The sequence below is a fragment of the Steroidobacter cummioxidans genome (assembly GCF_003104955.1).
This window is the reverse complement of sequence record NZ_LSRW01000037.1, coordinates 24,124-49,508: the sequence shown is the minus strand read 5'-3', so window position 1 is coordinate 49,508 and position 25,385 is coordinate 24,124. Positions and strand designations below refer to the sequence as shown.

The window sequence follows — 25,385 nt, the reverse complement described above, 5'->3', positions numbered from 1 at the left end:
CGTCAGTTTCGTACTTGTGAAAGATACGCGACATTAAGCGCGCGACTTCCCGCGGCAAGCACGCACGGATCACCGACCGCGGCACCGCGCCCATAGGCCGCCAGCGCTCTAAAGAATGCGCGCATTCGGCCGCGCGAGTAACCGCGGTAGTCTTGAAGCGCCTCACCCTCGGCAGCGCGCGCAAGCATCCGCCGCGAATGCAGTACACTCCGACCCCATGACCGCCCTCACCACCCCACTCTCCGACGACGAACTCGACCAACTCACCGAGTTCCTCGACTCCCTCCCCAGCCCAACGGCGATGAACATCGAGCGCATGGATGGATTCTTCTGCGCGCTCGTGGTCGGGCCGGAACTCGTCATGCCCAGCGAATACTGGCCGCACATCCTCGGCGGCGAGTCGGCAGAGCATGGCCCAGCGTTCGACTCGATGGAGCAAGCACAGACCGTCATGGGCATGTTCACGCGCCACTGGAACTCGATTGCGAGGACGCTCGAGCGCGGCGACATCTATGTCCCGATCGTCGTACGGGATGACAACGGTCAAGCGCTCGGTAACGAATGGGCGAAAGGCTTCATGCATGGCGTAAGCCTGCGAGCGGCCAGCTGGCAGGCGTTCCTGCACGACGAAGAGCGCGCCGGCGCGATCACCCCGATGATGGCCCTGGCGCATGAGAACGATCCAAATCCGGAGACGCGTTTCGAGTCGCCGTCACCTGAGAAGCGAACAGAGCTGCTGCAAATGATGACAGCGGGCATCGTGCAGATGTATCGCTACTTCGCGCCGATGCGCGCGCAACCGGTCGCATCGACGTTCGTGCGCAGCCAGCCAAAGACCGGCCGCAACGACCCGTGTCCGTGCGGCAGCGGAAAGAAATACAAGCAGTGCTGCCTGATGCGAACTCATTGATCGCACCCTCCACGTGGAGGATCGCAAAGCCGAACTACCGCAGCCGCCCCGTAACTTTCACCGCCTGCGACGGTGCCGTCCACCCCGTGGGCGAGAACGCCATGAAGGTCAGCGCCCCCTCTTCTTCGATCCGAAGCGTCTTCAGTCGAGACCCATCGCCGTCAACGACGACGAGATAGCTACCGCTGAAGTCCGTAGTGAGCGCAGTGGCTCGCGAGATGAGGCCTGACGATTGATCGCCGAGCGCAGTCAGTCTCCCGTCCGCTTCGATAGCAAACGTTTCCACATGCCCCGTTGCGGCGATGGCGAACAGGAAGCGGCCGCGATGGTCCATCGCCAGAGCGGTCTCACCGCTCACCACAAACGGAACATCGGAGCTCAACGGAATCAGATGGCCCGCCCCGGGTGAGATCGCGTACGACTCGATCACATTATTCGTCGGCTTCGCCACGTAGATGAAGTTGCCGGACGGATGCAGTGCCCAGCCGCTCGTCGGGCCATTGAGCTCGGCATAGAGACCGCCGAACGCGACCTCGCTCGTCTGGAGATCGATCGGGTAGTAATACACTCGCGACTCATTTGCCGTGCCGTCCGCCGGCGGCCGGGTATAGAAGCGACCGTTGGGATGCACCAATGCTTCGCGCACGGAAGTCGACAGCGTTGTAGTCGGCAGTTGCGACACCCAGTCGCCCGTCGCAGGATCCATCATATACGTGCGGAGCGTTGCCGCCCGCGCCGACCACGCAGGTTTGCAGCGGACTGCCTACAGCCGCACGCGCACGATTTATCCGCTTCACTCAGTTATTCCGTAACGTCGTTGTCGCGCTGGCTCGCTTTCCATTGGGAAATCGGGCCGCAATTATGTCCGGTGGCACCTTATCGCAGGTTTCTCGGCCAGGGCCGTGCAGCGGTCGCAAAAACGGTCATCGGGTTTCAGTCATCCTGGCTACAGCCTTCCCAACCTTTGGATCGTTAGGCGCATCCAACGCGCATCGTCATCGAAATAAGGGGGGCCACATGCGCGCACGGGCGGTAACTTGCAGCGTCATTGCCGCGACCTGGGCGCTGATGAGTGGCTGCGCAACGGCTCCGCCCGGAAACCCAACTACCCTGCACTTCGATTACGCCGGCGCCGAAGTCCTGATTGAAGCCCTGGACGAAAAATCTCTCACGGCCGAGCAATTCGCGCGGCTGCAGTCCACTCACGGGCTCACAGCGATGGTCGACAACGTCAGTCGCTACATCCCCGACGCCACGCGCGCCAGGTTCGAATCCGATCTGCGGACGTTCCTCGAAACGCGCGAGGAACCGAGATATGGGAAGTACCGGGTCTGGAGTTTCAATCAAGCCTGGGATGCACGCGAGCAAGTCACCACGCTGATTGCGGATCTGCGCCTGCGGGAAGGTCAACTCGTCAAGCAAGTGCTCACCACGCTACAGCCCTTCCAACCTGATACCGGCCCTCTGACTATCAATGTGTACTTCGTGGCTGGCGGTGTCTCCGATGGATTCGTCACTGAGAGCGGCCAACGGCCGGAGTTGTACGTCAACCTGGCCCGCGCACAAGGCGACGCGGCTGGTGTGATCGCCAATCTCACGCATGAGGTCTACCACGTCATGCAACAGACCGCGGCGCGCCAGATCCCCGAGCTGAAAGCGAAGCTCGACAACCTCGACGAGTTGCCGCCACCCGACCAGCTGGTGGCGCACACCTTATGGGAAGGCACGGCGAACTACGCCGCCGACCCGCTGCAGTCGAGCGACACCGGCCCGTATATCGAGATGTGGCGCTCCATGTATGAAAGGAACATGACGCCAGAGCGCATCGCCGAGAACTTCGCCCTGTTCGATTCTCTGCTCGGCGACCTTAGAGAGCAGCGAATCTCGTGGAGCGATGCATACGCCAAGGGATTTGCCGGACCGGAGTCACGGTTGTACTTTGTCGGCTACGAAATGGCACGGGTCATTGCCGAGCACTGTGGCCGACCGTGTATTGGCCAGCTGTTCCAACAAGCGCCCGTCGAGTTCTTCCGCCAGTACATCGCACTCTACAAAGCGCATCCGAACGTGCGCGCACGATTCGCTGCCGATACGGAACAATGGATGGAGAGTCACTGATCCTCAAGGCCCTTTCGCGGACGGTGCCAGCGTGCCCAACACGCGGCGAAAAGTGAGATTCACCCGGGGCCCGCACGGGCGAGTGAGCTTGTTGATTCCGTGCTTCCAATGATGCTGAGTTGCGCCTTGCATCAGTAGCAAGCTGCCCGACTCCAGCACGACGTTGACCGGCTTCAACGCTTTATTGAATTTGTGCTTCAGCACGAACGTGCGCTGCTCGCCCAGACTCAGCGAGGCAATCGCCGGGTTGCTTCCCAGCTCCGGCTCATCGTCGCTGTGCATGCCCATGCTATCGCGGTGATCGCGGTAGTAATTCATGAGCACGCTGTTGAAGGAAGCTTCTGTCACAGCCTCGACACGGCTACGGATGTCCGCGAGCAACTTCGTCCACGGCAACGGATTGAGCGCCAGACCGGAGTATGTGTAATGCGCGCCGGGATCGCCGTACCACGCAGTCAATCGCGGTTGCTGATGCTGCTGACCGTACACAGTGATGACCTCAGCTCGCCACGGCGCGTGTTCGATGAGCTCTTGCAGGACGCGATCAACAGGCGCACCGAGGTCGACCCGAGACCAGTAGCGAATGTCAGCATCGGGCAAATCCAGACGGCGCGGGTCGCCGTTCTCGAAGAGATCACCAGTCACAACCGCACTACTATTGCCCCAGATCATCTGGATGATACGCCAGAAAATGCACTGACCCGAACCGCGTGTCTCCCAGACTAGGGTGAGAAGATCGGCTCCACAAACAACATAGCAACCGGCCGCCCCTCGTGGTAGCCCGGCACAAATTTCTCGTTGCTCGCGTCGTAATCCGACAGCTGTATCGCACGGGGACGGGCCCCATGGATCTCCTCCAGCCTGAAGTCCAGAACATTGCCGAGCTCATCGACTTGGAACTGGCTCCAGATCAGCAGATGCGGGCGCCCACTAGGAATGTCTCTCAAAATGGGTCGACTCGCAGCTCTGCGCGCGTTACGGATCAGCCGCTGCGGCGAGCTATAAAGCAGCCCAAATTTTTTCCTTTGAACCCCGTTGTTCGGCACTGCGAGTATCATCGGCTCGCCGAGCGTCGAATCGATCAGTACCATCAGCAGTACATACACTTCAATTGGCTCTCCCGCGCGCACAGCCGGCACATACCTCGCCCGCTTCGCAGCCTTGATGACAGCCCTAACCAGATTTGCAGGGACAGGCTCCGCCATCGTGTAGCAGTACGGTCTGACGGCATGACCGGTCCTCAAGATATGAGCTTCGCAGTGAACGGCGTACCGCCCGGCCTCAAGACTTTCCGGCAAGCGCAATAGCTCTTCGATCGAGTTCTCACCGACGACGAGGCGTGCCGGTGCATCCGTCGCCTTACTCAGGTGCGGCCAGCATACAAATGTCATTGCAACGACCGCGAGACCCAAGGCGTGCCGCATGTTCTTATCGCACCAGGGAAGCGCCGAGCCGCACAGTAACTCAATCGCAATATCGCTGACCAGTTGCTCGCCAGTATCAGCTCCCACCCAACACACCCGGATTCATCTTCCACACAGTGTAGTTGAGCGCAGCCGCAAAGCTCACCCACACCAAATAGGGAACAAGCAACGCCCCCGCGAGCGGCCGAATGCGCCAGAAGGCGATCACTGTCGCCACGAGCAGCCCCCACAACAGCAGGATGTCCACGAACGCCAGCGCGCCGAGGTGCCACGCAAAGAACAGCCAGCTCCACACGGCATTCAGAGCGAGTTGCGCCAGGAACAGAGTCAGCCCCGCGCGCGCGTTACTGTATCCACCCTCGCGCCAGACCAGCCACGCGGCAATTGCCATCAATGTGTAGAGCGCCGTCCACACGGGGCCGAACACAGAAGCCGGCGGCGCCCACGCGGGCCGTGAGAGAGATAGGTAGAAGGGACCGGCCTGCACGGAAGCCACCGCACCAATCGCCGCCGCGATAAAACAGATCGCGAGCCAGGCAATGAACCCGCCCACTTGGGCTTGTTTTGAGAGAGCCATTCCCATCCCTCTGGTTACTGCGAACACCACTCAAAATGCACGAGTCGCGATGTAGGTGCCACCACTGTCGCAACGATGTGCGTAGGTTTCGCATGACTGTTTCTATATACAGTCACGAGATTTCGAAGTACCCTTGCCCTCGTCGTGAGTCACTTCATCGAGGCCGCCGATGGAAACCTCATTCGCCGACGATCAAGCCGCCCGCTTCGCGCGTATCGAAGAAACACGCGCCCTCGCCGACCAGATCACTGAACTCGCCGGCCACATCAACGCGGCGAACTATCGCTTCCTGTCGCTCATCGCAGAGTTTGACCGACGCAGCGGCTGGAACGACGGCGCCACGCAATCGTGCGCACACTGGCTCAACTGGAAGTGCGGCATTGGCTTCTGCGCAGCGCGCGAGAAGGTGCGCACGGCGCGTGCATTGGAGAACCTGCCAAAGATCTGCGCGGCGATGGAGCGCGGCGAGATCAGCTACTCGAAGGTGCGGGAGATCACGCGCGTCGCCTGCCCCGCGACGGAAGACTACTTTCTAACGATCGCAACCCACGGAACCGCTCAGCACGTAGAGCGCCTTGTTCATTACTACCGCAGCGCGAAGGAATCCGAGGAACTGTCGCGTGAGAAACGGCAGCAGCAAGGTCGAGAATTGAAGTATTGGTTCGACCACGACGGCTCGCTCGTCATCAAAGGCCGTCTCCCCGCCCAAGCGGGCGCATTACTGATCAAAGCACTCGGAGCGGCCGCTGAGGATCTGAAGCAAACCGAGCCGGAGGCCGTGGAGTCCGATCCTCCAGCTGGAGTGCCGAATGTTAAATTCCCGCCCTCTCGTACACGCCGCGCAGATGCGCTGGAACTTCTCGCGGAAAGCTTCCTAGCAAACGGCCCCGCGACAACGAGCAGCGGCGACAAATACCAAATCGTCGTCCACGTCGACGCGGAAACTTTGCAAACCGGCTGCGCCGGCCGCTGCGAGATCGAACACGGCACTCACATTGCGGCAGACACCGCACGGCGGCTCGCGTGCGACGCTAGCGTGGTCGGCATCGTAGAAGATGAGAACGGAGATCCGCTCAACGTCGGCCGCAAGACGCGAAGCATCCCACCTGCTCTACAACGCGCACTCCGCTCTCGCGACAAGGGCTGCCGCTTCCCGGGCTGCTGCAACACGCGGTACACGGACGCACACCACATTCACCACTGGGCGCACGGCGGCGAAACGAAGCTATCCAACCTTGTGACGTTGTGCCGCTTCCATCACCGCGCCGTGCACGAAGGCAAGGTTGAAATCCACGTATTGGACGATGGCGCGATCCGTTTCGTGCAGCCGAACGGCGAAAGCTTCGACAGCATCGCAACCGGCCACAGCCACCCAATGAGCGATTGGCACGAGCTGCCGCGCCAGCATCAGCGAGAAGACATCATCATCGACAAAAGGACGGCCGTTACGCGTTGGGACGGCGGATCGATGGATTTCGGCCTGGCCGTTGACAGCCTGCTGCAGCGAATTCGGGCAGCGAAGAATCCTCCACGTGGAGGATTGATCTAGGCGGAAAAGAAGGTCAGCGTTATCACTGGCTCGTTCTTACTGCATCCGCCCGCTAGCGCGATCCTCGATCCAATCCCTCAGCGCCTGCGGGACGAACAGCCGATGCTGCGCGCGGGTTACCGCGACGTACACCAGCGAGCTCGCCGCGGCACGATCACCCGGTATCTCGCTCCAGAGATCGGTCACGACGTTCGGCGCCAACAGCACTTCAGGAAACTCGAGATTGCGAACATCTTCAATCAGCCCCACCGCGTATCCGCCGATCGCATTTGGAACGACATGATTGGTGGCTCGCACCCAGTGCTCGCGTGAGTAGCCCTTCCGTAGCAACTCATCGACCACTTGGAATCCACGATTCCTGCCGAAGGCATCGCGAACATCCTCCCAAGATTGGTAACGAAACAGCGACGCATCCCTGGGACGCGTGCCGTGAGCATAGAGCTCGATGCAATCGTTGACCCACTGCCCCAGCGGCGCGAAGTCGCTCAACGGTCGCAGCGTGAGCCCTTGACTCACCAGCCGGTCCACCCAGTCGAACAGCTCCCACCGATCTCGCACCAGGATGGCGGCGGGTCGCGAAGGAATCTGCGCGGTCGGGTAATAGACCACTTCAGCTCGAAACTTGCGATGCCCCAGGAACGGCGCTTTGGTGTCGCCGGGATGCGCCTGAATGATGGGGTTGGCGATTGCCTCGATCGCCTTCGCCGAACGCACCGAATGCGTGATTTCGCAGCGCCTGATCGTTCTGCCTCGCGACTGTGCCCGCCCGCGCAGGTGCTGATACTCATCTCCGAAAGAGATGGCCGCTTGCGGGCTGCCGTCCAGAATCTGCAGCAGCGGCTTGGACAGATCGTGACACTCGTCGAGCAGCACGTGGGTGTACTTTGCCGGGATGCGCCACTGCTTGAGGGCCGCCAGCTTGATCTGATGAAACGCGCGCAGCGGCGGTCGGAAATCGCTGGATGGCGGAGCAATCGTGGCCGCCCACAGCTCGGTCGAGTGATGCAGAACGACTCGCCGTGCCACCGCGTCGTCTATTCCCCCCGGCAGATGTTGCTCTCCAATCTCGCTATCCCCCGTCGCACAAAACGAAGCAATGGTCCGGCGAGCGAGCCGGACGATCTGGATCGCCGAGAACCCACCGATGGGATGCACGCCCAGGTGACGAACCATGACATCGTCGTACATGGGATTGCGACTGTCGTTCTCGAAGTATCTCCCCCGCTGACCGCGGGCGATCAAGTCGGCCGGGGTAATCTGCGACGCCAGCTGGCCGAACGTCATACCTTCGACTCGATCGATTCTCTCGAGGCCCGCCATGAGCGCGCGCAACTGCCGCGGCCGCTCCGCAAGCACCAGCACGTGCCGCTGTTCGCTCCCCAATAAATCCAGCAGGGCGTGAATCAGCAGGGACTTGCCGGTGCCCGCATAGCCCTGCACATGCAAGTGATCGTCCGATTGCGCCACCACCGTCCGGTAGACGCCGCTTTGCTGGCCTGTGAGCAAGCATCCCTCTCCCGAGGGCAGCACCACCTGTTGCAGCCTTTGCCGCAAGCGTTCTCGGTGGCGGTCGCAGAATTCGCGGTCCCACTCACGGCTTTCATTGAGATAGCTGCGCCACGTGGCGAACTCGTGCTCCAGGAGCGCGATGCCGTAGTCATCCATCAGCCGCTGCCCTGCCTGGATGCGCGTTCGGCTCAGATCGCGACTCACGCCTGCGCGGAACTCGGCCAAGCCGACATCAACGCACTGCGCATTGGCAAGCTCAATGGCGCGACTGAGCATGAACTCCGCACGAGAAGCTTGCTCCACCGGAAGCGAAGGCAGCGAATGCAGCAGGATCAGCGAGGCCAGCTGCGGGATTTCCAGCGTGGCGATGGCGGTCTCAAAGTCGACGCCCTCCTCCAAGACGGACGTCAGCTGTTGCTCACTCAGGGGCAGGTAGAGGCGCGCATCGACCGAAAGCATGGATGACATCGGGGAAATGGGGGGCAGCGAGACACTTCAGCGCCCCCATTGTACGCGCACGGCGGCCTGGTGACCTCCGCTCTGCCGCTACTGCAGCCTGATCGCCACCAAGCCACCATTACTTTCTCTGGCGCCCGTTGCGATATACAGCGTCCGATCCGCGGACAGCGCCAACATGCCGGGCTGCGGATGGCGCCATCGGACCGCGCGAGTCTGCAGATCGATTGCGTACACCGCTGCATCGGTACTCACGAAGAGCAGATTGCGTGTCACCACGATATTGCGGTGGAACGAGCTGTCACCCTGACCTTCCGGCCTCCAGCTCCACACGATCTGGCCAGTGGTTTCGTCGATCGCATCGAGCGACATGGGTGAATTCCGTGCGACGTAGATCTGCCCATGAGCAACCGCCGGCGCCGTCAGATACGCATATGAGGTCGACCATTCATATCGCATGTTGGCACTGACATCGAAGCTCGACAGCACACGCTGGTCGTACTGCTCCACGTTACTGCTGGCTCGCCCACTGAACGCACCACCCGCATACGCAAGAACATTGCTTCGGCTGCCAAGTATCGGCGAGCCGTGATACGAGTACCCGGAGGAGCCACCACCGAAGGGATCCGCAATTGTATGGGCCGCGACGCCCGTCTCCTTGTCCACGAGGTGAAGAGTCCCGCCGTCGTAGTGATAAACGAAATTTTCGTTCACCGCGGGCGTAAACATGTCCCAAACGCCACCGGACGCGTATTGCCACACCGCTGCGCCATCGAGCGTGGAGAACGAGTATGCGACCCCGCCGTAGTAACCGGCGCCAACATAGACACGATCGTCGAATACAGTCGGATTCAGCGTGTGCGGCCACTGCCCTGAGAATGCCGATTTGCTGCGGAACCCACCAGTGCCGGCATTGAACCTCCACAGGAACGTATCCTGGTGGCCCGTGGTCGCAACAAAGATGTTGTCACCCTTGACCGCCGGCGGGCCGAGCGCCGGGACCGTTCCGAATGACACACGCCAGGCCTCCAACCCATCCTGCTCATTCAGGGCGATCAGCGCACCTTCCCCGAAGTAGACGTCCTTGCTGAGATAAACGACGCCCTTGCCGGTCACCACGGCATTGATGCCGCCGATCGGCTCCCCGTCCGGCGGGCGCTGCCAGCGCCACGCCTCGGCGAACTTCGAGGCATTCAGCCAGATGGGCACGTAGCCCGTGTGCCCCGCGTCTCGTTGATGAGTCTCCCAATCGGCCACTGCCGCAACACGTAGCGCATAGCTGATCGATCCACTGGTGCCCGCATAGGTCTGCGCACACGCAGAGTCCCTGCACGCCCGAACGTTGAGCGTGCCTTCGTAAGTCCCCGCAGGCACGTCGGCAGCTGTCTGGAGGTTGAATGTGAACGCAGTGCCGGCCGTCGCAAGTTGCGGAGCAGGCATCTGGAACCTGGAGGACGCATCTGTGATCTGCAGATAAACGGAGTTTGCCGATGGCAGATCGGTAGCACTCCACGTGCCCGCAATCTCCTGCGGGAGCTCGTCACCCTCGGCCAATTCCAGATCGACGTTACCGGACGTGAGGGAGATCTGAACCTTGGTCTCAGGCGGAGGCACAGACGGAGGCGGAGACGGAGACGCAGGCGGCGGAGACGGTGTCGAGCCGCCACCGCCCGAACCGCCGCAGGCGGCCAACAGAAGACTAGAGACGACTACGGCCGTCACCCGCGAAAAATCCATACCCTCTTCCCCACTCGCAACGGGCCAGCAAACAACCGATTTATGTAACGTTCCGCGCGCAGTATTTCATCGGAAGGCTGTGCTTCCTGACCACTGCTGTATGCGCGCAGAGAGACGATCTTAACGCAAGCGGGACTCCGGTGACGCTCGAATATTACGACCTGGCACTCGACCGACGCCGCCGGGCGAACATCATCCCCGCCGCGCTTGCGAGCAACAATCCGAGAGTGCCCGGCTCCGGCACATTGTTCGGAACGTTGTTGATCGTGAACGTGCCGCTCCAGTTGGACCCGAAGGTGAATTGATTGCTGAACCAGCTGCCGTCGAGCAGGTAGCCGCTCAGCAGGCCATTGATGAAGGTGAGATCCCAGCCGGTGATACTGAAGTTCACTCCTGTGTCGAAGAGGAATCCCAGGCCGGCCTCGTTATAGCCCCACTGTCCACCCAGAATGTCGAGGGTGTTGGACCATGACGGATTCCAAGGGAGCGAGTTCGTCATCGACAACAAATAGTCGCCTGCGACGGTGTCGAAGCGCCCGCCCGTCACGATCAGATTGCTCGCGCCGCCGGTACTGCCCCACAGCTCGATGCCGCCGTCGATCTTGCCGCCGCTGATCGTGCCATCCACGGCGTCGCCGGTGCGAAATCCGTTGCCGATGTAGCCGCCGGTCATCGTCATGTCCACATAGCCAGCACCGCCACGGAAGCCGCCAAGAATCGAGCCGCCGGACATGTTGAACACGTAGTCGTTCAAACCGCCAAACACGACAGCGCCTGCCACCTCGCCGCCGGCCATATCGAGGCGGATGCTGCCATTGTCTGCGTTGGCAATATTTCCGTTGATGCGAGCTTGATCTTGCAGCCGCATGTAGCCAGCGTAGATAACGTTGCCATTGATCTGAGCCTGATCCTGCACGTGCAGACGAACAGGAGAAGATTCGTCGCGCCAGCCACCCACGTTGAACTCCATGACGACATTGCCCGTCACAGTAGCTTGCTCAGACAGCCTGACGACGGCAGGAATGCCGCGCATGCTGATGGCCGTGCCCTGCCCCGCGCCGGCTTCAATCCGACCATTACCTCGAACGTTCAACGCGCCGGCTTGAGTTCGCACGGCGCCCAGCAACGTCGGGTCGTTCACTCCCTGCACGACCCCACCGGACTCGACATTGAGTACGGCGGCGCTGTTATTGACGATGATGTTGTCCGTGACCGTCGAGTTGATGGTGTACGTCGACGGACCGCTGTAGATGATGGTGGCGTTGGCCGGTGACGCCAGACACGTCGCGATCGCCAAACCGAGGAGTGCGGGGGTTCGAATCCTTTCGTGCAGAGCGCTCATACGTTTCCTTGAGCTGATGTCGACGCTATCTGCTGCAGCAAGCGGTGTGCCACTACGGAAGAAACAAAATTCCGTCAGCACATTACGTCACGAGCCGGCGCTGCGCTGCGCCGGCAATGTAAGCACGGCCGACGGCTATTTATCTTTCTGCATGGCGCGTTTGGCTTCCTTCGCGCCCTCTTTGGCCGCCTCGCCCACTTCCTTGGCGGCATTGGCTACCGCCTTGCCGACCTGCTTGGCGCCGTCGCCCACTTCCCGGGCGGCGGTTCCGACAGCCCGGCCGACATCCTTGGCGCCTTCTTTGAGCGTGTTTTCTTCGGCCAGGACCGGGGCGGCCAAGCTGAACGTCAGCAGCAACGTAGCGATCCGAAGCGCGGCGGCCAGTTTCATGGGTTGCGGACCCTTATATAAGAGGAATGGCGCAGATGTACCTGCGCCCGGGGCGAATGTCCAGCGTCACGGAACATGGGCCACAGGACGTTCGTCATTCCGCTACAGCCCCGCAAAGGAGCCAGTCATGCCCAGTAAGACCACGGTTAAGCGCGCCAAGGCGGATTTGCGCGCCGGCAAAAAGCCATCGACGGCTGCAGGTGAATTCGTGCGTGAGGAGATGGAGCACATTCGCGAAGGCAAACACGGCGCTCGCTCCAGCAAGCAAGCCATCGCGATCGGCTTATCCAAAGCTCGTCGTGCCGGTGTGCCGCTGCAGGCACCCGAAGAAGGTCGCACCTCGCGACGGACTCGCCAAAGCGCGAAACGCGATCTGGCCACCGGCCAGGGGCGCCGCAAGCCCCGAACCACGTCAGCACGACGCCGACGCGCTACGACGAAGGCACTGCGTAACGAGCCGAGATCAGCCGCTTCCCATCGCGCCCTGTCGCGGCAAGCGAAACAGGCAGCCCGGCGTCGCCGTCGTTCGACGACTGCGAAGAGCACTCGGAAGCGCGCCGCTCGCTAAGCGCTATTCAGTGACGACCGAGGACGTGGCGACGGATGGAAACGTTCGCGCCACTCGCCCCATCCAATCCTTCAGAGCACCGGTGCGCAGATCCTTCTCCGGTGTCATGCCCAAGCGCACGATGATGAGATCCTTTGAAGGGACGATGAGCGTGTACTGACCTTCGAAGCCCTGAGCGCTGAAGCCGTCGCGCTCGGGGCCCGTGTCGACATGTATGGGATAGGGCCGTCCGCCGCCCTCTTTGGGTGCCAGCCACCACCCTGCGCCATAGATATCCGCATTGGTGCCGGTGCCTTGCGTGCGAGCGAAATCCACCCAACCTTCCGGCAACACGCGCCGGCCATCCCACATTCCGTCGCGCAAATAGAGCAAGCCGAACCTGGCGAAGTCACGCGCCGATGCATAGATGAGCGCGCTGCCGTACAGCAATCCGGTCGCGTCGAATTCCGGTTGCGCCTTCATGCCAATGACGTCGAACAAACTCACATTCATCCATCGCATCATCGCTGCGCGACGCTGCTCCGGTGAGACGGGGTTGGGAACAATAGCTCTGGTCAGTGCATCGGCAGTCAATACGATGCCGCAGGAGTTGTAGTTCCAGTGCGTGCCTGGATCGTGGATCAGTGGCAGTCCCGCACAGTAACTCGCGACGTCCAGGCGGCCCGGACCAAACAATTTTCGCGAAGCGTCGCTCTGCGCAATGGATGCGGCTTCGATTTCGAGATAGCGCTGCCCATCCGTCATCTGCAGCCACTGTCGCCATGGAATCTGCGCGCGACGATCATCCGCCGACCAATGCGGACTGCCCATGGGCTTGTCGATATCGACTTTTCCCTGCGCGACCGCGACGCCGATCAATGCCTGCGTGATCGACTTGGCCATCGACCACGAAACCAAGCGCATGTTCGTGCTGTAGCCTGATGCGGCGCGCTCATAGATCAGTCGCCCGCCTCGAATGATGACCACCTCGCGGGTTTCTCCCAATCCGGGAGCAGGCTGATCGAATGCGTCGGCTATTGCAGCGCTGAATGCTGCAGTATCCATGTCAGGAGGCAACGCGCCGACCGGCCATTCCATTGTTGGCCAGGGCACGTCGGCGGGCTGCGCCGGCAGCGACACCAAGTCGGCGCAAGCGTGCGATAACGGCGTGGCCAGCAATATCGTCACTAGCAAAGATCGCAACATCGCGAGGTCCCTCCCGATGCAGTGTTGTCGCTCAATTCACCGGATGACAGCCAAAGCCGTTCTCGAACTGCGCTCGCGAAGAAATCAAACCACCGAGGGCCGACACAGTCACGGCGCCATTGCCAGTGACGACGTCGACGGATCGCAATGCCTCAGGTTCGAAATCCGTGCTGCACGAATCGAGCGGTCGGCCGGCTACAAACAGGCACGAGCAAGTTTGCTTGGCAACATAGGCTGTACCGATGCGTGCGGTCGCAAATGTATCTTTGGCGCTCCACACACCGATCCCGACCAACAGCACGATTACCGCGGCGATCAGCTGCCATTTGCGCTTCATTCGCACCTCCATGCGCTTGATGGGCGCGCCGATCCTAGCGCAATTATTTTCTTAGTAACAGGCGCGCCTGCGTGCCCCAGCCGCCGATGAAAACATCGTCCTTGCCATCGCCATTCAGGTCGCCGACCGCCATGCTCCAGCTGCGCCCGACCACCGTCGCCGGCAGGACCTGCGCGGTCACGTCTTTGAAGTTTCCCTTGCCATCATTTGTATACGCTCGCGCCTGCAGCGGCTTGAAGCCGGGCACCGCGATCGCCCCCACGATCAGGTCGGGATGACCGTCATCGTTGAAGTCGACCACTGCGCCGCCCCAGGAAGAGAACGTATTGGCGGGCAGCCGCTGGGCGGACTCGTCGACGAAACGGCCGCGTCCATCGTTCACCAGCAACCGCGCCTGCGGGTCGCGCTCATACTGACGCGCATTGCTGGTGAGATTCAGGAACAGAATGTCGGGCTTGCCATCGCCAGTAGCATCGAAGACGTGCACCTCCCGTGTATGCAATGGCACGGACAACACCATGCGATCCGACGCATCCGTGAAGCGCCCTCGCCCATCGTTCAACAACAGTCGATTCGGCGGCACTTCATTTGCGAGCACCATATCCAGATCGCCATCGCCGTCGAGATCGGCGAGTGCGATGCCCTGTGTCGCATTCTCCACGTCGGGCAGATTTGTTTTGCTCGCGTCGATGAAATATCCCGGCCTGTTCGGGTCGCTCAACCAGAGAAAATTTCGGGCTCCTTTACCTGTGTTGCCCAGCACGATATCGACCAGGCCATCGCCGTTCACGTCGCCAATGGCGAACCCATTGCCTTCGCTGCGCGCAGGCAGCCGGTCACTCACATCCGTGAAGCCGCCTTTGCCATCGCCAAAGAACAGCTGATGCACCTGGTCATCCTCGGCGATGAACATCACATCGGCGTTCCCATCCCGATTGAAGTCGGCACTCAGCACATGCTCGGTGTCGTGCGCGACCGTCCCAAATACGCCCTGTCGCCAGCTCAAGCGGCCCGTGCCGTCATTGATATAGAGACGATTCACGTCGCCCTCGACCGCCAGCACCGCGTCCAGATCGCCGTCCTTGTCGACGTCGACGAAAACCGCATCCAGAGCATGCAACTGGTCGGCCGACGGCACATGTGTAGCCGTTACATCCAGGAATACGTCGGACGCGGACGCTATCGCAGTCGCGCCCAGAGTGAGGACGCTGAGGGGAAGCGTCCAACGGCAGTTATGACGTTTCATGGGTATCGAATCTTAGTCGCCCACCCGGCTGTGGCAAGCCGGCACGGATGGCCCTATGCTAGCGGGGCATGCATCGCTTACTCGCCTATCTCCTGCTTACGCTGGCTCTGGTCTTCCAGGGTGCCATCGCCGTTGGCGCCAGCGTGATGCCGGAATCGGCGCCGATGGAACATTGCGCGGGCCACGACATGTCAGACAAAGACTGCAAGTGCTGCCCTGACGGCGCGATGATGAGCATTGGCTGCGCAGTGCAATGCTCGGTTGCTCAGCAAGCCCCCGTCTCGGTGATTGTTCCGATTCGAATCGAGACGAGCACTCAGCACAACCCCCCCGCGCAACTGATGCTCCGCAATCCTTTCTATCTGCCGCTCATTCCCCCTCCGATCGCCTGACTCCTAGCGGATCGTCGCGGCCGCGTGCCGCGGTTCTCAACTTACGCTTGGAGTAACCATGAACATGTTTCGTGGGCGTCTCGCATGCGCGACGACGCTCGTGCTCTCGACCTGTGCGCTGTCGGTGGCGCACAGCAAGCCCATCGCTTTTGCCGATGGCACAACCGTGATGGCGGAATATGGCGCCGGCACGATGACTGAAGTGCAGGCCTTCTATGCGCCCTCGTTTCGGTACTCGGTCGGCGGCGGCCATCTGTCCTTGAACAGCGGCGTCAACGACGACACGCGCGATATCACCTATCTGCGCGTCAACTACCTGCCCAAGCGCTGGAACATGGAGTCGGCGCAGGCCAACGTCTTCGTGTGGGGCAGCCTGGGCCGCGCTCACATCGGCGAAACGGGCGCGAACGAGCTCGCATGGAACGTCGGAGGGCAGCTCGACTACGAGACGCGCTGGCTCTACAGCTCCCTGCGCACCGACTTGCATGAATCGGTCGCCTACACTCATCGCATCGATACGTTGCAGCTGGGCATTGCGCCGTACGCACACGACTACGATTCGCTCGCCGTATGGTTCGTCGTTCAAGGCCGCAATTACACCAATCAAATGTTCGGCGGCATCGAATGGGCCGCACTGCTGCGTCTCTTCAAGCGCAATGCCTGGGTGGAAGCCGGCGTCACCCGCGACGGCAAGCCGCAGGCCATGCTGATGTTCAATTTCTGATCAGGTATCTGCCATGAAGACTTTCAAGATCTTACTTGTGTGCGCGACGCTGATCGCGACGCCGGCGTGGGCAACCACCATCGAGTTGACCGTACATGGCTTGGTCTGTGGCTTCTGTGCCCAGGGCATCGAGAAAACGCTGCGCAAGAATCCGGCGACGGCCGACGTGTTGGTCAGCCTCGAGAACCGGTTGGTCGCGGTGGCCACCAAGGACGGCCAGGACATCAGCGATGCCGACTTACGCAGCGCGCTGACCAACGCGGGGTACGACGTGAAGGCCATCGAGCGCACTCAGAACTCGATGAGCGATCTGCGGGCCAGGCTGAAGGTCGCCAAATGAAGCTCACACTCGAGCGAACGTTTGGCGCATCGGTAGCGGCGTTGTTGGCAGGGTCGGCGACGCTCGTGTGCTGCGTGTTACCTGCGGTGATGGTGTCGCTCGGCGCCGGTGCTGCGCTGGTCGGGCTGATTACCGCCATCCCTCAGCTCGTCTGGTTGAGTGAGCACAAGGTCGCCGTATTCGGCGTCGCAGGCGTCTTGCTGATCGCGAGCGGCGTGATGCTTCGTTACGCCGCGCGCCTGCCCTGCCCGATTGAACCTGCCGCAGCCAGAGCATGCACGCGCCTGCGTCGGGCGACGTCTGTACTGTTCTGGTGCGCGCTGATCGCCTACGTGATCGGACTGGGCTTTGTCAGCGCCAGTTACGTCGTTCCTGGGGCGGCCGCGAGCAGCGAGGACACTGTGCGCCTGGAAATGCCGGCAACGGCAGGGACGGTCGCAGAAATTGCAGCGCCGTCGGCCCGTGCGAGCTTGTCGGCATAGTCCTCTGCAAAGCCCTGCCAATAGGCGCCGCGAGCATCGGCCACCGAGCCGTTCTCAACGTTCTGCGTCGCCTCAACCAGCACACCGCGCACATCGCTGTGGGATTTGCGGATCAGCAGCTGAGCCTGGGCGATGTCACGCAGCGCTCTACTCGGGTCCGCGGCGTTCCATTGCGATGGTTGGATCGCCTGGTCCGCCAGGACCGTGCGGACGTTGTTGAACTGGCCGGTGGGAAAGCGCCGACCGCCACCGCGAATCGCGAGCGAGTCGCGCACTTGCGGCCAATCGGCTTCTGAAACGCTGAACGCCAGCTCGCCCTTTGCATCCCGGGTCGCACGCACGCCCATCGGCGCCAACGCGCGATCGAGCGCGCCGACGATAGCCGACTCGGACTGCGTGGGATCGACGGTGATGGCGCTGGACTGCCGCGCCCAACGCCCGACGGCGAAGCTCAAGGTTTCGGCGTCGCCGTTACGCAATGCTTCGAAGCTCAAGCCTCGTACGGCAAATTCCTGCGTCGCCTTGGCATCCGCCTTGAACTTCAGGTTGCCATCCAGCGTACCGGCGCTCGCGGCCGAGCGCTGTTGCCAGAACTTGTCGAACTTCTCGATCGCAGCGGCCGCATCGCCGCTGTTCAATTCCTTGCGGAGCGCACGCAGCCGTGCGTCAGCTTCGGTCAGGAACTGCAGCGCCTGCTGTGCGCCTGAGACCTGTCGATTCAGCTGGCCGTTGTGGTTTTTCAGGCCACCGCGCAGCGTGGTCTGGGCGACCGGCTCGATCTTGCCGACCGGCGCGGGTAATTCAGTGCGGGTCAGCGAGACGCTTTCGACGGCGCCGCGCGCTGTGACCTGCCGGCCTGAATCTATGACTGAGAGTTGCATGGGAGACTGTGCCCGAAGGCGGTGTTAGATCACATCGAACAGGGACAGCTTGCTCACCTGCGCATACGCCTTCTGCGTCGCCTGCACTGCCGTCGTGTAGCCGTTCAACTTCACCGCCGCGTCGCCGTAGTCGAGCTGACCGAGCGTCAGCGCCGCCTGCTTGTTCGACAGGCTGACGTTGGAGTGACTGGTCTCCAGCGTCGCAAGAATGTTCTGTGCGCCGCCCAACCCGGCGATACGGCCGCTGATGCTTTCGATGACAGTGTCGAGTGAGCCCATGGCAGCAGTGACGTCGGCACGCACGGCCGGATCATTCACGTTGACGCCTGGAGTCTGCAATGTTGTGAGCACGCGCTCCAACTGATTCAACATCGCCGCCATCTCCGGCAACGTAACATTCGAAGGTTGCGTCACGCCGGGACCGACCGCCACTCGCTGCGCTTCAGTGTTGCCGGTAAACGAATAGCGAGCGCCCACGGGCGCAGTGTCATCGTAAGTCACGGTCGGCGAAGCGACGGCCGTGCCCGAGAAGATATAGCGCCCTTCCGCGTCGGACGTGTTCGTCACGTAGAACATGCTGTCGAGCAGCGGCTGCAGGGATTGCGCCATGGCCGAAACGTCCTCCGACGTATTCGAGCCGTCGCCCGCCCACACCAGCAGATCACGGACACTCAACATGTCGTTCGACATGCTGCTGAGATAAACCTCGTTCTGCGTCAGACGGCTTTGCAGGGCGGAGATGTTGTCGCGATACTGATCCAGCGCTGCTTCCTCGCGATACAGACGCGACAAGCGCACCGTCGTCACCGGATGCTCGGACGGCAACGAGTATTTCTCGCCGCTGGCCATCTTTTGCAGAATGTCCTCCAGCCGGTAGGACGCCTTCTGCAAGGCCGAATTCATCGTGGTGTGGTACTGCGTGCTGGAGATGCGCATCATGACGTATTAACCCAAGAGCGCGAGCGTGCTGTCGAACAGCTCGTTGGCCACTGCGATGACTTTCATGTTGGCCTGATACATCTGCTGGTACTGCATCAGGTTGATGGCTTCTTCGTCGGTGTTGACGCCGCTGGTGGACTTCCAGCTCTCCTCCGCCTGGTTGCGCACGGTGCGCGCGGTATCCATGGCGGCCTGATTCTGCTGACTGTCCATGCCGAGCTTGGCGACCAGCTGAGTCGACGCGTCGGACAGCGTCACCGCGCCGAGGCCCGGCAAAGTCACCGTCGAGGAGCGCAAGGCGATCAACGCCAACAGGTTCTCGCTGTTGCCGCCGGCGGTGGCCGATGTCGAGAATGCAAGGTCACTGCCCTGCACGCCCGGACGAATACGGAGCATCCCGGTGGCGGTCGAAGAATCGTATTCGAACAACGGTGTACCCGGTGTGCCGTCGGGCGAGAAGCCCGCGACCAGCCGTGCGTTGACGGCGTCGGCCAGCTGCTCCGCCATGTCGCCGATCGACTCGATCATCGGCATCAGCGTCTTGGTCTCGTAATCTTCCAAGCCGCCGAGCTCGCCGCCCAATCCCGTTTTCGGCAGGATGAAGGCTTCTGAGGCGAAGGCCACTCGTAACGTCTGCGAGCCATCGGGATTGGTGGTCGCACTCATGGTCGCGGCACGGCCACCGACGACCAGCGGCTGACCACCCCGCAACGAAACGCTGCGCGTGCCGTCGGGCTGCTCCACCACCTGCACCGCCACCAGGCCGGCGAGCGCATCGATCTTGTTGTCACGAGCATCGATGAGCGCCGACGGATTCACGCCGGTTCCCTGCGTGGCGGCAATCTGTTTGTTCAGTTCGGCGATGTCGTTCGACAGACCATTGATCTGAGTGATCGTGATGTTGCGCTGTTGCACGATCGCCGAGCGCTGGTTCGACAGGACCTGCGTCAGGCCGTTGAAGCGCTGCGCGAGTGCGTCGGCGGCGGTAATGATCTGTTGACGCAACGGGCTCGACGTGGGATCGACGCTCGCCGCGTTCAGCGCGCCGAAGAATGCATCGAGTCCGCTATTGATGCCGGACGTCTCATCGCCCATGACTTGCTCGAGCTGCGTGAGATAGGGCTGCGCCGTCGTGCGCTGACCCAACTCGGAAGCGGCGCTCCACATCTGGAGGCTCTTGTAGCCGTCGCTGAAGCGGATCAGCGACGGCACTGCGACGCCAGCTCCAGCGCTCAATTGACCTGCCTGATACGGCGCGATCGCCGCGAGCAGAACACCCTGACGCGTATAACCCGGCGTCATGACGTTGGCGACGTTCTGACTGGTGGCAGCCAGGCCGGCCTGCGCCGCCATCGCTCCCGACAATGCGTTATAGATGATGCTCATGCTGGAATGGAAAGCGACCAGCGCCGCTCAGAACTTAAATGGTGTCATTTGTTCGGCAACAGCTGACGCACGATCACGTCGGCGATGCCAAATGCGCGCTGCTGAGCCATCGCGTCGGCGACCGCGGTGTCGGCATAGTCGAGCATGTCGCTGTTGGTTTTCTTGCTGTAGATGCTGTCTTCGCCGGCAATCTCCTTGGTCGCGCTGCGCATCTGACGCAGCATCTGCGAGATGAAGAAGCTTTCGAACTGCTCGGCCGCGTGCTGCACTTTGGCGCGATAGACAGTGTCTTCGGTGGCTGGTGCCGATGAAATGCCAGTGACGTTCACGACGATATTCCTCAGATGACCGTCAGCTCGCCTTCGATCGCGCCGACCTGATCCAGCGCCTGCAGAATGGCCATCAGGTCATCCGGCGTCGCGCCCGTGCTGTTGACTGTATCGATGATGGCCTGGAGGCTCACGCCATCGGGCCATTGGAACATGCGGCCCTCATCCTGCGTCACCGACACATCGGACTGGGGCGTGACCACGGTGCGACCCTGGCTCAGCGGGTTGGGCTGGCTCACCTGCGGATTCTCGCTGATGATGACTTTCAAGCCACCGTGAGAGATCGCCGCCGAGCGCACTCGCACGCCTTCGGAAATGACCACCGTACCGGTGCGCGAATTGAATACCACCTTGGGCAACTGCGTGCCCACGTCGACCGGCAGCGATTCCAAACCCGCGACAAACGCGACTCGTTGCGTCGGATCCATCGGAGCCATGACTTCAACGCTCGTGGCGTTGCGCGTTGTGGCAACAGCCCCGTAACGCGTGTTGATCGCCTGCACGATGTTGGTCGCGGTCTGGAAGCTCGGGAGCTTGAGACTCAGCAGCACGGTCGGCCGCGTGTCGAAGTCGGTTTCGATCTCACGTTCGACCGTCGCGCCGTTGGGCACGCGCCCCGAGGTCGGTGAGTTCACCGTGACGCTCGAGCCACTCGCGCCTTGAGCGGAAAGACCGCCGACGACCAGATTGCCCTGCGCCAGTGCATAGACTTCAGAATCAGCGGCACGCAGCGGCGTCAGCAACAACATGCCGCCGCGCAGGCTCTTCGCGTCGCCCATCGATGAAACGGTCACGTCGATCTTCTGGCCACGACGATAACCCGGCGGGAACACGGCACTGACCATGACGGTCGCGACGTTGCGCAGTCGAGGATCGGTGCCTTCCGGCAACTTCACGCCGAACTGCTTGAGCATGTTGGCGACCGACTGGCCGGCGAACTTCACCTGCATGCCGTCGCCGGTGCCCTGCAAGCCAACCACGAGGCCATAACCCAGCAACTGGTTCTCACGCACACCTTCGACGCTGACCAGCGAGCGCAACGGCTTGGTCGACGACAGCGGCATGTTCGCCGTCGCCTGCGCGCTCGCAGCGCTGATCAGCAACGCCAGCGTCAACCCGCGGAAAATTCGTTGTCCAAGATTTCGTCGCACAGCCATGAACCAGGTCCTTAGAACGGCATCCAGGGGCTGTTGAAGAAGCGTGTCAGCCAGCCCGCCTGATTGGAATCGGCCAAGCTGCCCCGACCTGTATAGGCAATGCGTGCATTTGCCACGCGCTGTGACGAAATTCGGTTCTCGGCGTCGATGTCCTCGGGGCGCACGAAGCCAGACACCCGCAGGAACTCTTCGCCCTGATTCAAATTCAGATTCTTCTGGCCATGCACGCGCAGCAGACCGTTTGGCAGGACTTCCTGCACGATGACCGTCAACGCGCCCTGCAAGGCATTCTGCTGGGTGCTGATCGCGCCACCCTTGAAGCCGCGATCCGCCGAGATGCTGGTGTTCGCATCGATGCTGCTGTTGCCGATCGTGAAGTTTGGAATGTCGACGCTGCTGCTCTTGTTGATATTGGTGTCGGCGCTCTTGCGAGCCTGGGTCGTTTCCAGCAACACCACCGTCAAGACATCGCCCGGACGGAACGCACGCACGTCGGCCACCAACGCCCACGGCCGCACCGTGGTGAACACGCCACCTGAGCTGCCCCTCGGCAACGCGGTGAACTCCGGCACAGCGGGCTCTTCGTCCGCCGGCTGCTGACGCGGCAGCATCGAGCAACCCGACAGCAGCAGCGTCGCAGTGATGACGCAGAACAGCGTGCGAACGTTCATGATCATTACCGGACGGCAGCCGCCAGGTACTGCAGCATGTTGTCGGCCGAGCTCAGCACCTTGGTGTTCATTTCGTAGGTGCGCTGAGCCGCGATCATGTCGACCATCTCTTCGACGACCTGCACGTTCGAGCCTTCCAGCGAGCCCTGCTTGAGCTTGCCCAGCGCGTCCAGACCCGGCGTCCCTTCGATCGGCACGCCGCTCGCGACAGTTTCCCGATACAGGTTGTCGCCGAGCGCGAGCAGACCGGCCGGATTCATGAAATTCACCAGCGTGATCTGACCGACCTGCACCGGCTCGGTCTGGTTGGGAAGATTCGCGGACACTTGACCATCCTGACCGATGATGACGTTGGTGGCGTTCATGGGAATGGTCACTTCCGGCGCCAGGGGCATGCCCTGCGCGGTGGTCAGACGACCTTGGTCGTTGACGCTCAACGCGCCAGCACGCGTATAGGCAAGCTCGCCGTTCGCTTGCTCCACCTGGAAGAAGCCCTGGCCTTCGATGGCCACGTCGTAGATCTGACCCGTGGTCTGAATATTGCCAGTCGTGAACACCTTCTGCGTGCCGACCAGGCGCGTGCCATTACCAAGCTGCACACCCGACGGCGACACGGTGTTGTCGTCGTTGCGCGCGCCCGGCGGACGCTCGACCTGATAGAACAAATCGGCGAACACCGCGCGGTCGCGCTTGAAGCCAACCGTATTCACGTTGGCGAGGTTGTTCGCAATGGCCTGCAACTTGGCGTCCTGCGCCTGCACGCCCGTCTTGCTGATCCACATTGCTGGATTCATAGGAGCTCCAAAACTGATCTATCAGGCGCCGACCAGACGGTTGCCGCTCTCGGCCATGCCATCGGCAGCGCGATATAACTTCATCTGAATCTCGAACTCGCGCGTGAGATTCATGACGGCAATCATTTCCTCGATGGCAGACACGTTGCTGCCTTCGAGATGGCCACTGCGCACAGTGACCGTTTCATCGCCCGCGAACGGCTGACCGTTGCGTGCGACGATCAAACCTGCGGGATTCTTGGTGACTGCAGCGGGATCTGGCTTTACCAGCCGCAAGCGATCGACCTGCTGCATGTCCGGAGTGCCGGGCGCCTGAATGGAAATTACGCCGTCGCTCGCGATCTGCACACGCGTGAACTGCGGCAGAACGATCGGGCCACCGTCACCCAGGACCGCGCGGCCGTCGAGCATCAGCTGACCATCCTGATCGACGATGAAGTGGCCGGCGCGCGTATACGCCTCGCCCTCACCGAATTGCACGGCGAAGTAGCCTTGCCCGGAGATGGCGACGTCGAGATCCTGACCCGTCTGGCGCAACACACCTTCGCGCGACGCCACCGAGTTGGCCTGCAGCTGGCTCATGTGACGAGCGTCGTAACCGTAGCCATTCACCGCCTTGCTGGTCGCCAGCTCCAGATCGGCGCGAAAGCCGCCGGTCTCCAGATTGGCGAGATTGTTGGCGTGAATCTGCTGAGCGCGCATGCCGCGCTCGGCGCCGCTCATCAATGTAAAGATCAACGCGTCCATCTATCAGATCGCCTGCATCAGCGACTGCATCATCTCGTTTTGTGCCGCGATGACTTTGGAGTTCGCCTGATAGTTACGCTGCGAGTTCATCAGCTGCACCAGCTGCGAGGTCATGTCGACGTTGGACTGCTCCAGCGTGCCCGGCGTCAAGCCGCCGGCCATGCCGACGCCCGGCGTGGAGTACAACGGCGCACCCGAAGCGCTCGAGGTCGTCCAGGCCGTGTCGCTGACCTGGATCAGCGCACCTTCCGCGGGGAAGGTTGCGACGGCCAGGGTGCCGATACGCTGCTTCTCGCCGTTGCTGTACTGAGCAAAGACGCCGCCATCTTCGGCGAGCTGCAGGCCGAGGTACGTGCCCGCCGCGTAGCCGTTGCTGGCGTTGGTCGTGGTTGTAGTTTCACCCGCGGATTGCGTCGTACCGGAGTAATTCACGTTGAGGACCAGCGGAGCCGCGCCGGTCGGAGTTCCCAGTGCAAGTGCCACCGCCCCTGCCGGCGCAGTGAGCTGACCGTTCGTGTTGAAGTCGAGCACCGTGGTCGTCGGCAGCGCCGTGCCATCGGTGGTGTAATGCACCGTGATCTGGTTGGTGCCGGTCTTCACGAAATACTGCGTGACGCTGTGCTGAACGCCGAGCGAGTCGTACACGACCGACACCATCGAGCCGTTGAACGACTGCGGATCGGCGGGATCGAAGGGCGCCACTGTGGGAGCAGTCCAGTCGGCGGACAGGTTGCCGACGTAGTTCAGCGTCGTGCTGGCCTGCGCAGGAATCTGACCGGTCGACACTCGCAGATCGCCGAATGCGCCGAGCGCGGTGCTGTTGGCGAGCGCCGCGTAACCCTGCACGCGACGGCCGAAGCTGTCCGAGAGATACCCGTCTTTGTCGACCGAGAAGATGCCGACGCGCGTATAAACTTCAGCGCCCGATGTATCGCGCGTGACGAAGAAGCCGCGGCCCTGCAATGACGCATCGAGGCTGCGACCGGTCGTGAGAATGCCGCCGCCGACATCGATGCTCTGCGTCAGCGACGATGCTTCGGTACCCATCGCCTGCGAGCCGGCATACATCGCGGCGAAGTTGGCGCGGCTGGACTTGAAACCATACGTGCCCGCGTTGGCGATGTTGTTGCTGATGGCATCCAGCTCAGTGTTGATGGCGTTGATGCCCGACAGTGCAATGTTGAAGCTCATGGGC

28 protein-coding genes are annotated in these 25,385 nt (G+C 61.7%); 7 read left to right on the top strand and 21 right to left on the bottom strand.

Annotation, left to right across the window (positions count from 1 at the left end):
* Nucleotides 1-217: 217 nt before the first annotated feature.
* Nucleotides 218-910, top strand: coding sequence for a UPF0149 family protein (locus D0550_RS18555; RefSeq protein ID WP_116810683.1), 693 nt, complete (start codon nucleotides 218-220; stop codon nucleotides 908-910).
* Nucleotides 911-944: 34 nt separating this feature from the next.
* Here D0550_RS18555 and D0550_RS18550 read toward each other — a convergent pair whose 3' ends face one another.
* The gene (locus D0550_RS18550; protein WP_116810682.1) at nucleotides 945-1,619 is read right to left on the bottom strand and encodes a lactonase family protein; all 675 of its coding nucleotides are present in this window, start codon (nucleotides 1,617-1,619) and stop codon (nucleotides 945-947) included.
* Nucleotides 1,620-1,927: 308 nt separating this feature from the next.
* Here D0550_RS18550 and D0550_RS18545 point away from each other — a divergent pair, with 308 nt between their 5' ends.
* Nucleotides 1,928-3,028: a DUF5700 domain-containing putative Zn-dependent protease gene (locus D0550_RS18545; protein WP_116810681.1), complete on the top strand. Its 1,101-nt coding sequence runs from the start codon at nucleotides 1,928-1,930 to the stop codon at nucleotides 3,026-3,028.
* A 3-nt stretch (nucleotides 3,029-3,031) separates the two neighbouring features.
* On the opposite strand, the gene D0550_RS18540 is transcribed toward D0550_RS18545, so the two are convergent.
* The 4 genes from D0550_RS18540 to D0550_RS35990 all read right to left on the bottom strand — a co-directional run bounded on the left by D0550_RS18540 (nucleotide 3,032) and on the right by D0550_RS35990 (nucleotide 5,387).
* Entirely contained in the window at nucleotides 3,032-3,673 is a 642-nt protein-coding gene (locus D0550_RS18540) for an alpha-ketoglutarate-dependent dioxygenase AlkB family protein (protein ID WP_206606392.1), read from the bottom strand.
* Nucleotides 3,674-3,750: 77 nt separating this feature from the next.
* Nucleotides 3,751-4,539, bottom strand: a complete 789-nt coding sequence (locus D0550_RS18535) for an energy transducer TonB (protein ID WP_116810679.1) — start codon at nucleotides 4,537-4,539, stop codon at nucleotides 3,751-3,753.
* Entirely contained in the window at nucleotides 4,529-5,029 is a 501-nt protein-coding gene (locus D0550_RS18530; protein ID WP_206606391.1) for a TspO/MBR family protein, read from the bottom strand. Before D0550_RS18530 ends, D0550_RS18535 begins: the two co-directional genes overlap by 11 nt.
* Before the next feature lie 178 nt (nucleotides 5,030-5,207).
* A complete protein-coding gene (locus tag D0550_RS35990; RefSeq protein ID WP_241520844.1) occupies nucleotides 5,208-5,387 on the bottom strand; it encodes a hypothetical protein in 180 nt (59 codons plus the stop codon).
* Between D0550_RS35990 and D0550_RS18525 the strand changes: the two genes are divergently transcribed.
* Nucleotides 5,319-6,578 carry an HNH endonuclease signature motif containing protein gene (locus tag D0550_RS18525; RefSeq protein WP_241520843.1) on the top strand — a complete coding sequence of 420 codons (1,260 nt, stop codon included), beginning with the start codon at nucleotides 5,319-5,321 and terminating at the stop codon, nucleotides 6,576-6,578. The genes D0550_RS35990 and D0550_RS18525 overlap by 69 nt on opposite strands.
* 36 nt (nucleotides 6,579-6,614) lie before the next feature.
* Here D0550_RS18525 and D0550_RS18520 read toward each other — a convergent pair whose 3' ends face one another.
* The 4 genes from D0550_RS18520 to D0550_RS18505 all read right to left on the bottom strand — a co-directional run bounded on the left by D0550_RS18520 (nucleotide 6,615) and on the right by D0550_RS18505 (nucleotide 12,012).
* Entirely contained in the window at nucleotides 6,615-8,546 is a 1,932-nt protein-coding gene (locus D0550_RS18520; protein ID WP_161965914.1) for a DEAD/DEAH box helicase, read from the bottom strand.
* A gap of 87 nt (nucleotides 8,547-8,633) precedes the next feature.
* Nucleotides 8,634-10,157: an outer membrane protein assembly factor BamB family protein gene (locus D0550_RS18515; RefSeq protein WP_153067226.1), complete on the bottom strand. Its 1,524-nt coding sequence runs from the start codon at nucleotides 10,155-10,157 to the stop codon at nucleotides 8,634-8,636.
* Between the two features lie 277 nt (nucleotides 10,158-10,434).
* Nucleotides 10,435-11,622 (bottom strand): PEP-CTERM sorting domain-containing protein, encoded by a 1,188-nt coding sequence (locus D0550_RS18510; RefSeq protein ID WP_116810674.1) that lies wholly within the window; start codon nucleotides 11,620-11,622, stop codon nucleotides 10,435-10,437.
* A 135-nt stretch (nucleotides 11,623-11,757) separates the two neighbouring features.
* The gene (locus tag D0550_RS18505; protein WP_116810673.1) at nucleotides 11,758-12,012 is read right to left on the bottom strand and encodes a hypothetical protein; all 255 of its coding nucleotides are present in this window, start codon (nucleotides 12,010-12,012) and stop codon (nucleotides 11,758-11,760) included.
* Between the two features lie 127 nt (nucleotides 12,013-12,139).
* On the opposite strand from D0550_RS18505, the gene D0550_RS18500 reads away from it, so the two are divergent.
* Nucleotides 12,140-12,580, top strand: coding sequence for a transcription elongation factor (locus D0550_RS18500; protein ID WP_116810672.1), 441 nt, complete (start codon nucleotides 12,140-12,142; stop codon nucleotides 12,578-12,580).
* Nucleotides 12,581-12,583: 3 nt separating this feature from the next.
* Here D0550_RS18500 and D0550_RS18495 read toward each other — a convergent pair whose 3' ends face one another.
* The 3 genes from D0550_RS18495 to D0550_RS18485 are packed head-to-tail and all read right to left on the bottom strand — an operon-like array spanning nucleotide 12,584 to nucleotide 15,348.
* Entirely contained in the window at nucleotides 12,584-13,765 is a 1,182-nt protein-coding gene (locus tag D0550_RS18495) for a serine hydrolase domain-containing protein (protein WP_116810671.1), read from the bottom strand.
* Between the two features lie 31 nt (nucleotides 13,766-13,796).
* The gene (locus tag D0550_RS18490; RefSeq protein WP_153067225.1) at nucleotides 13,797-14,102 is read right to left on the bottom strand and encodes a hypothetical protein; all 306 of its coding nucleotides are present in this window, start codon (nucleotides 14,100-14,102) and stop codon (nucleotides 13,797-13,799) included.
* A 43-nt stretch (nucleotides 14,103-14,145) separates the two neighbouring features.
* The gene (locus D0550_RS18485) at nucleotides 14,146-15,348 is read right to left on the bottom strand and encodes an FG-GAP repeat domain-containing protein (protein ID WP_116810669.1); all 1,203 of its coding nucleotides are present in this window, start codon (nucleotides 15,346-15,348) and stop codon (nucleotides 14,146-14,148) included.
* A gap of 68 nt (nucleotides 15,349-15,416) precedes the next feature.
* Here D0550_RS18485 and D0550_RS18480 point away from each other — a divergent pair, with 68 nt between their 5' ends.
* Genes D0550_RS18480 through D0550_RS18470 form a run of 3 tightly spaced genes read left to right on the top strand, consistent with a single transcriptional unit; the run spans nucleotide 15,417 to nucleotide 16,804 of the window.
* A complete protein-coding gene (locus D0550_RS18480) occupies nucleotides 15,417-15,740 on the top strand; it encodes a hypothetical protein (RefSeq protein ID WP_116810668.1) in 324 nt (107 codons plus the stop codon).
* Between the two features lie 58 nt (nucleotides 15,741-15,798).
* Nucleotides 15,799-16,464 carry a hypothetical protein gene (locus tag D0550_RS18475; protein WP_241520841.1) on the top strand — a complete coding sequence of 222 codons (666 nt, stop codon included), beginning with the start codon at nucleotides 15,799-15,801 and terminating at the stop codon, nucleotides 16,462-16,464.
* Nucleotides 16,465-16,477: 13 nt separating this feature from the next.
* Complete coding sequence (locus D0550_RS18470) at nucleotides 16,478-16,804, top strand: heavy-metal-associated domain-containing protein (protein WP_116810667.1); 327 nt, start codon at nucleotides 16,478-16,480, stop codon at nucleotides 16,802-16,804.
* 361 nt (nucleotides 16,805-17,165) lie between these two features.
* Here the strand turns inward: D0550_RS18470 and D0550_RS18460 are convergent, their stop codons facing one another.
* From D0550_RS18460 to D0550_RS18420, 9 genes are all read right to left on the bottom strand, one after another.
* Nucleotides 17,166-18,167, bottom strand: a complete 1,002-nt coding sequence (locus tag D0550_RS18460) for a hypothetical protein (protein WP_116810666.1) — start codon at nucleotides 18,165-18,167, stop codon at nucleotides 17,166-17,168.
* Between the two features lie 24 nt (nucleotides 18,168-18,191).
* On the bottom strand, nucleotides 18,192-19,106 hold the full coding sequence (gene flgL, locus D0550_RS18455; protein ID WP_206606390.1) for a flagellar hook-associated protein FlgL: 915 nt from the start codon (nucleotides 19,104-19,106) through the stop codon (nucleotides 18,192-18,194).
* A 6-nt stretch (nucleotides 19,107-19,112) separates the two neighbouring features.
* Nucleotides 19,113-20,492 carry a flagellar hook-associated protein FlgK gene (gene flgK / locus D0550_RS18450; RefSeq protein ID WP_116810665.1) on the bottom strand — a complete coding sequence of 460 codons (1,380 nt, stop codon included), beginning with the start codon at nucleotides 20,490-20,492 and terminating at the stop codon, nucleotides 19,113-19,115.
* A 44-nt stretch (nucleotides 20,493-20,536) separates the two neighbouring features.
* Nucleotides 20,537-20,821, bottom strand: coding sequence for a rod-binding protein (locus D0550_RS35550; RefSeq protein WP_206606389.1), 285 nt, complete (start codon nucleotides 20,819-20,821; stop codon nucleotides 20,537-20,539).
* Nucleotides 20,822-20,832: 11 nt separating this feature from the next.
* Nucleotides 20,833-21,885, bottom strand: coding sequence for a flagellar basal body P-ring protein FlgI (locus D0550_RS18440; RefSeq protein WP_349770725.1), 1,053 nt, complete (start codon nucleotides 21,883-21,885; stop codon nucleotides 20,833-20,835).
* A 104-nt stretch (nucleotides 21,886-21,989) separates the two neighbouring features.
* A complete protein-coding gene (flgH, locus tag D0550_RS18435; RefSeq protein WP_116810692.1) occupies nucleotides 21,990-22,649 on the bottom strand; it encodes a flagellar basal body L-ring protein FlgH in 660 nt (219 codons plus the stop codon).
* 5 nt (nucleotides 22,650-22,654) lie between these two features.
* Nucleotides 22,655-23,443, bottom strand: a complete 789-nt coding sequence (gene flgG, locus D0550_RS18430; RefSeq protein WP_170134678.1) for a flagellar basal-body rod protein FlgG — start codon at nucleotides 23,441-23,443, stop codon at nucleotides 22,655-22,657.
* 21 nt (nucleotides 23,444-23,464) lie between these two features.
* Nucleotides 23,465-24,190 (bottom strand): flagellar basal body rod protein FlgF, encoded by a 726-nt coding sequence (locus D0550_RS18425; protein WP_116810662.1) that lies wholly within the window; start codon nucleotides 24,188-24,190, stop codon nucleotides 23,465-23,467.
* Between the two features lie 3 nt (nucleotides 24,191-24,193).
* Nucleotides 24,194-25,381, bottom strand: coding sequence for a flagellar hook protein FlgE (locus D0550_RS18420; protein WP_116810661.1), 1,188 nt, complete (start codon nucleotides 25,379-25,381; stop codon nucleotides 24,194-24,196).
* Nucleotides 25,382-25,385 lie beyond the last annotated feature (4 nt).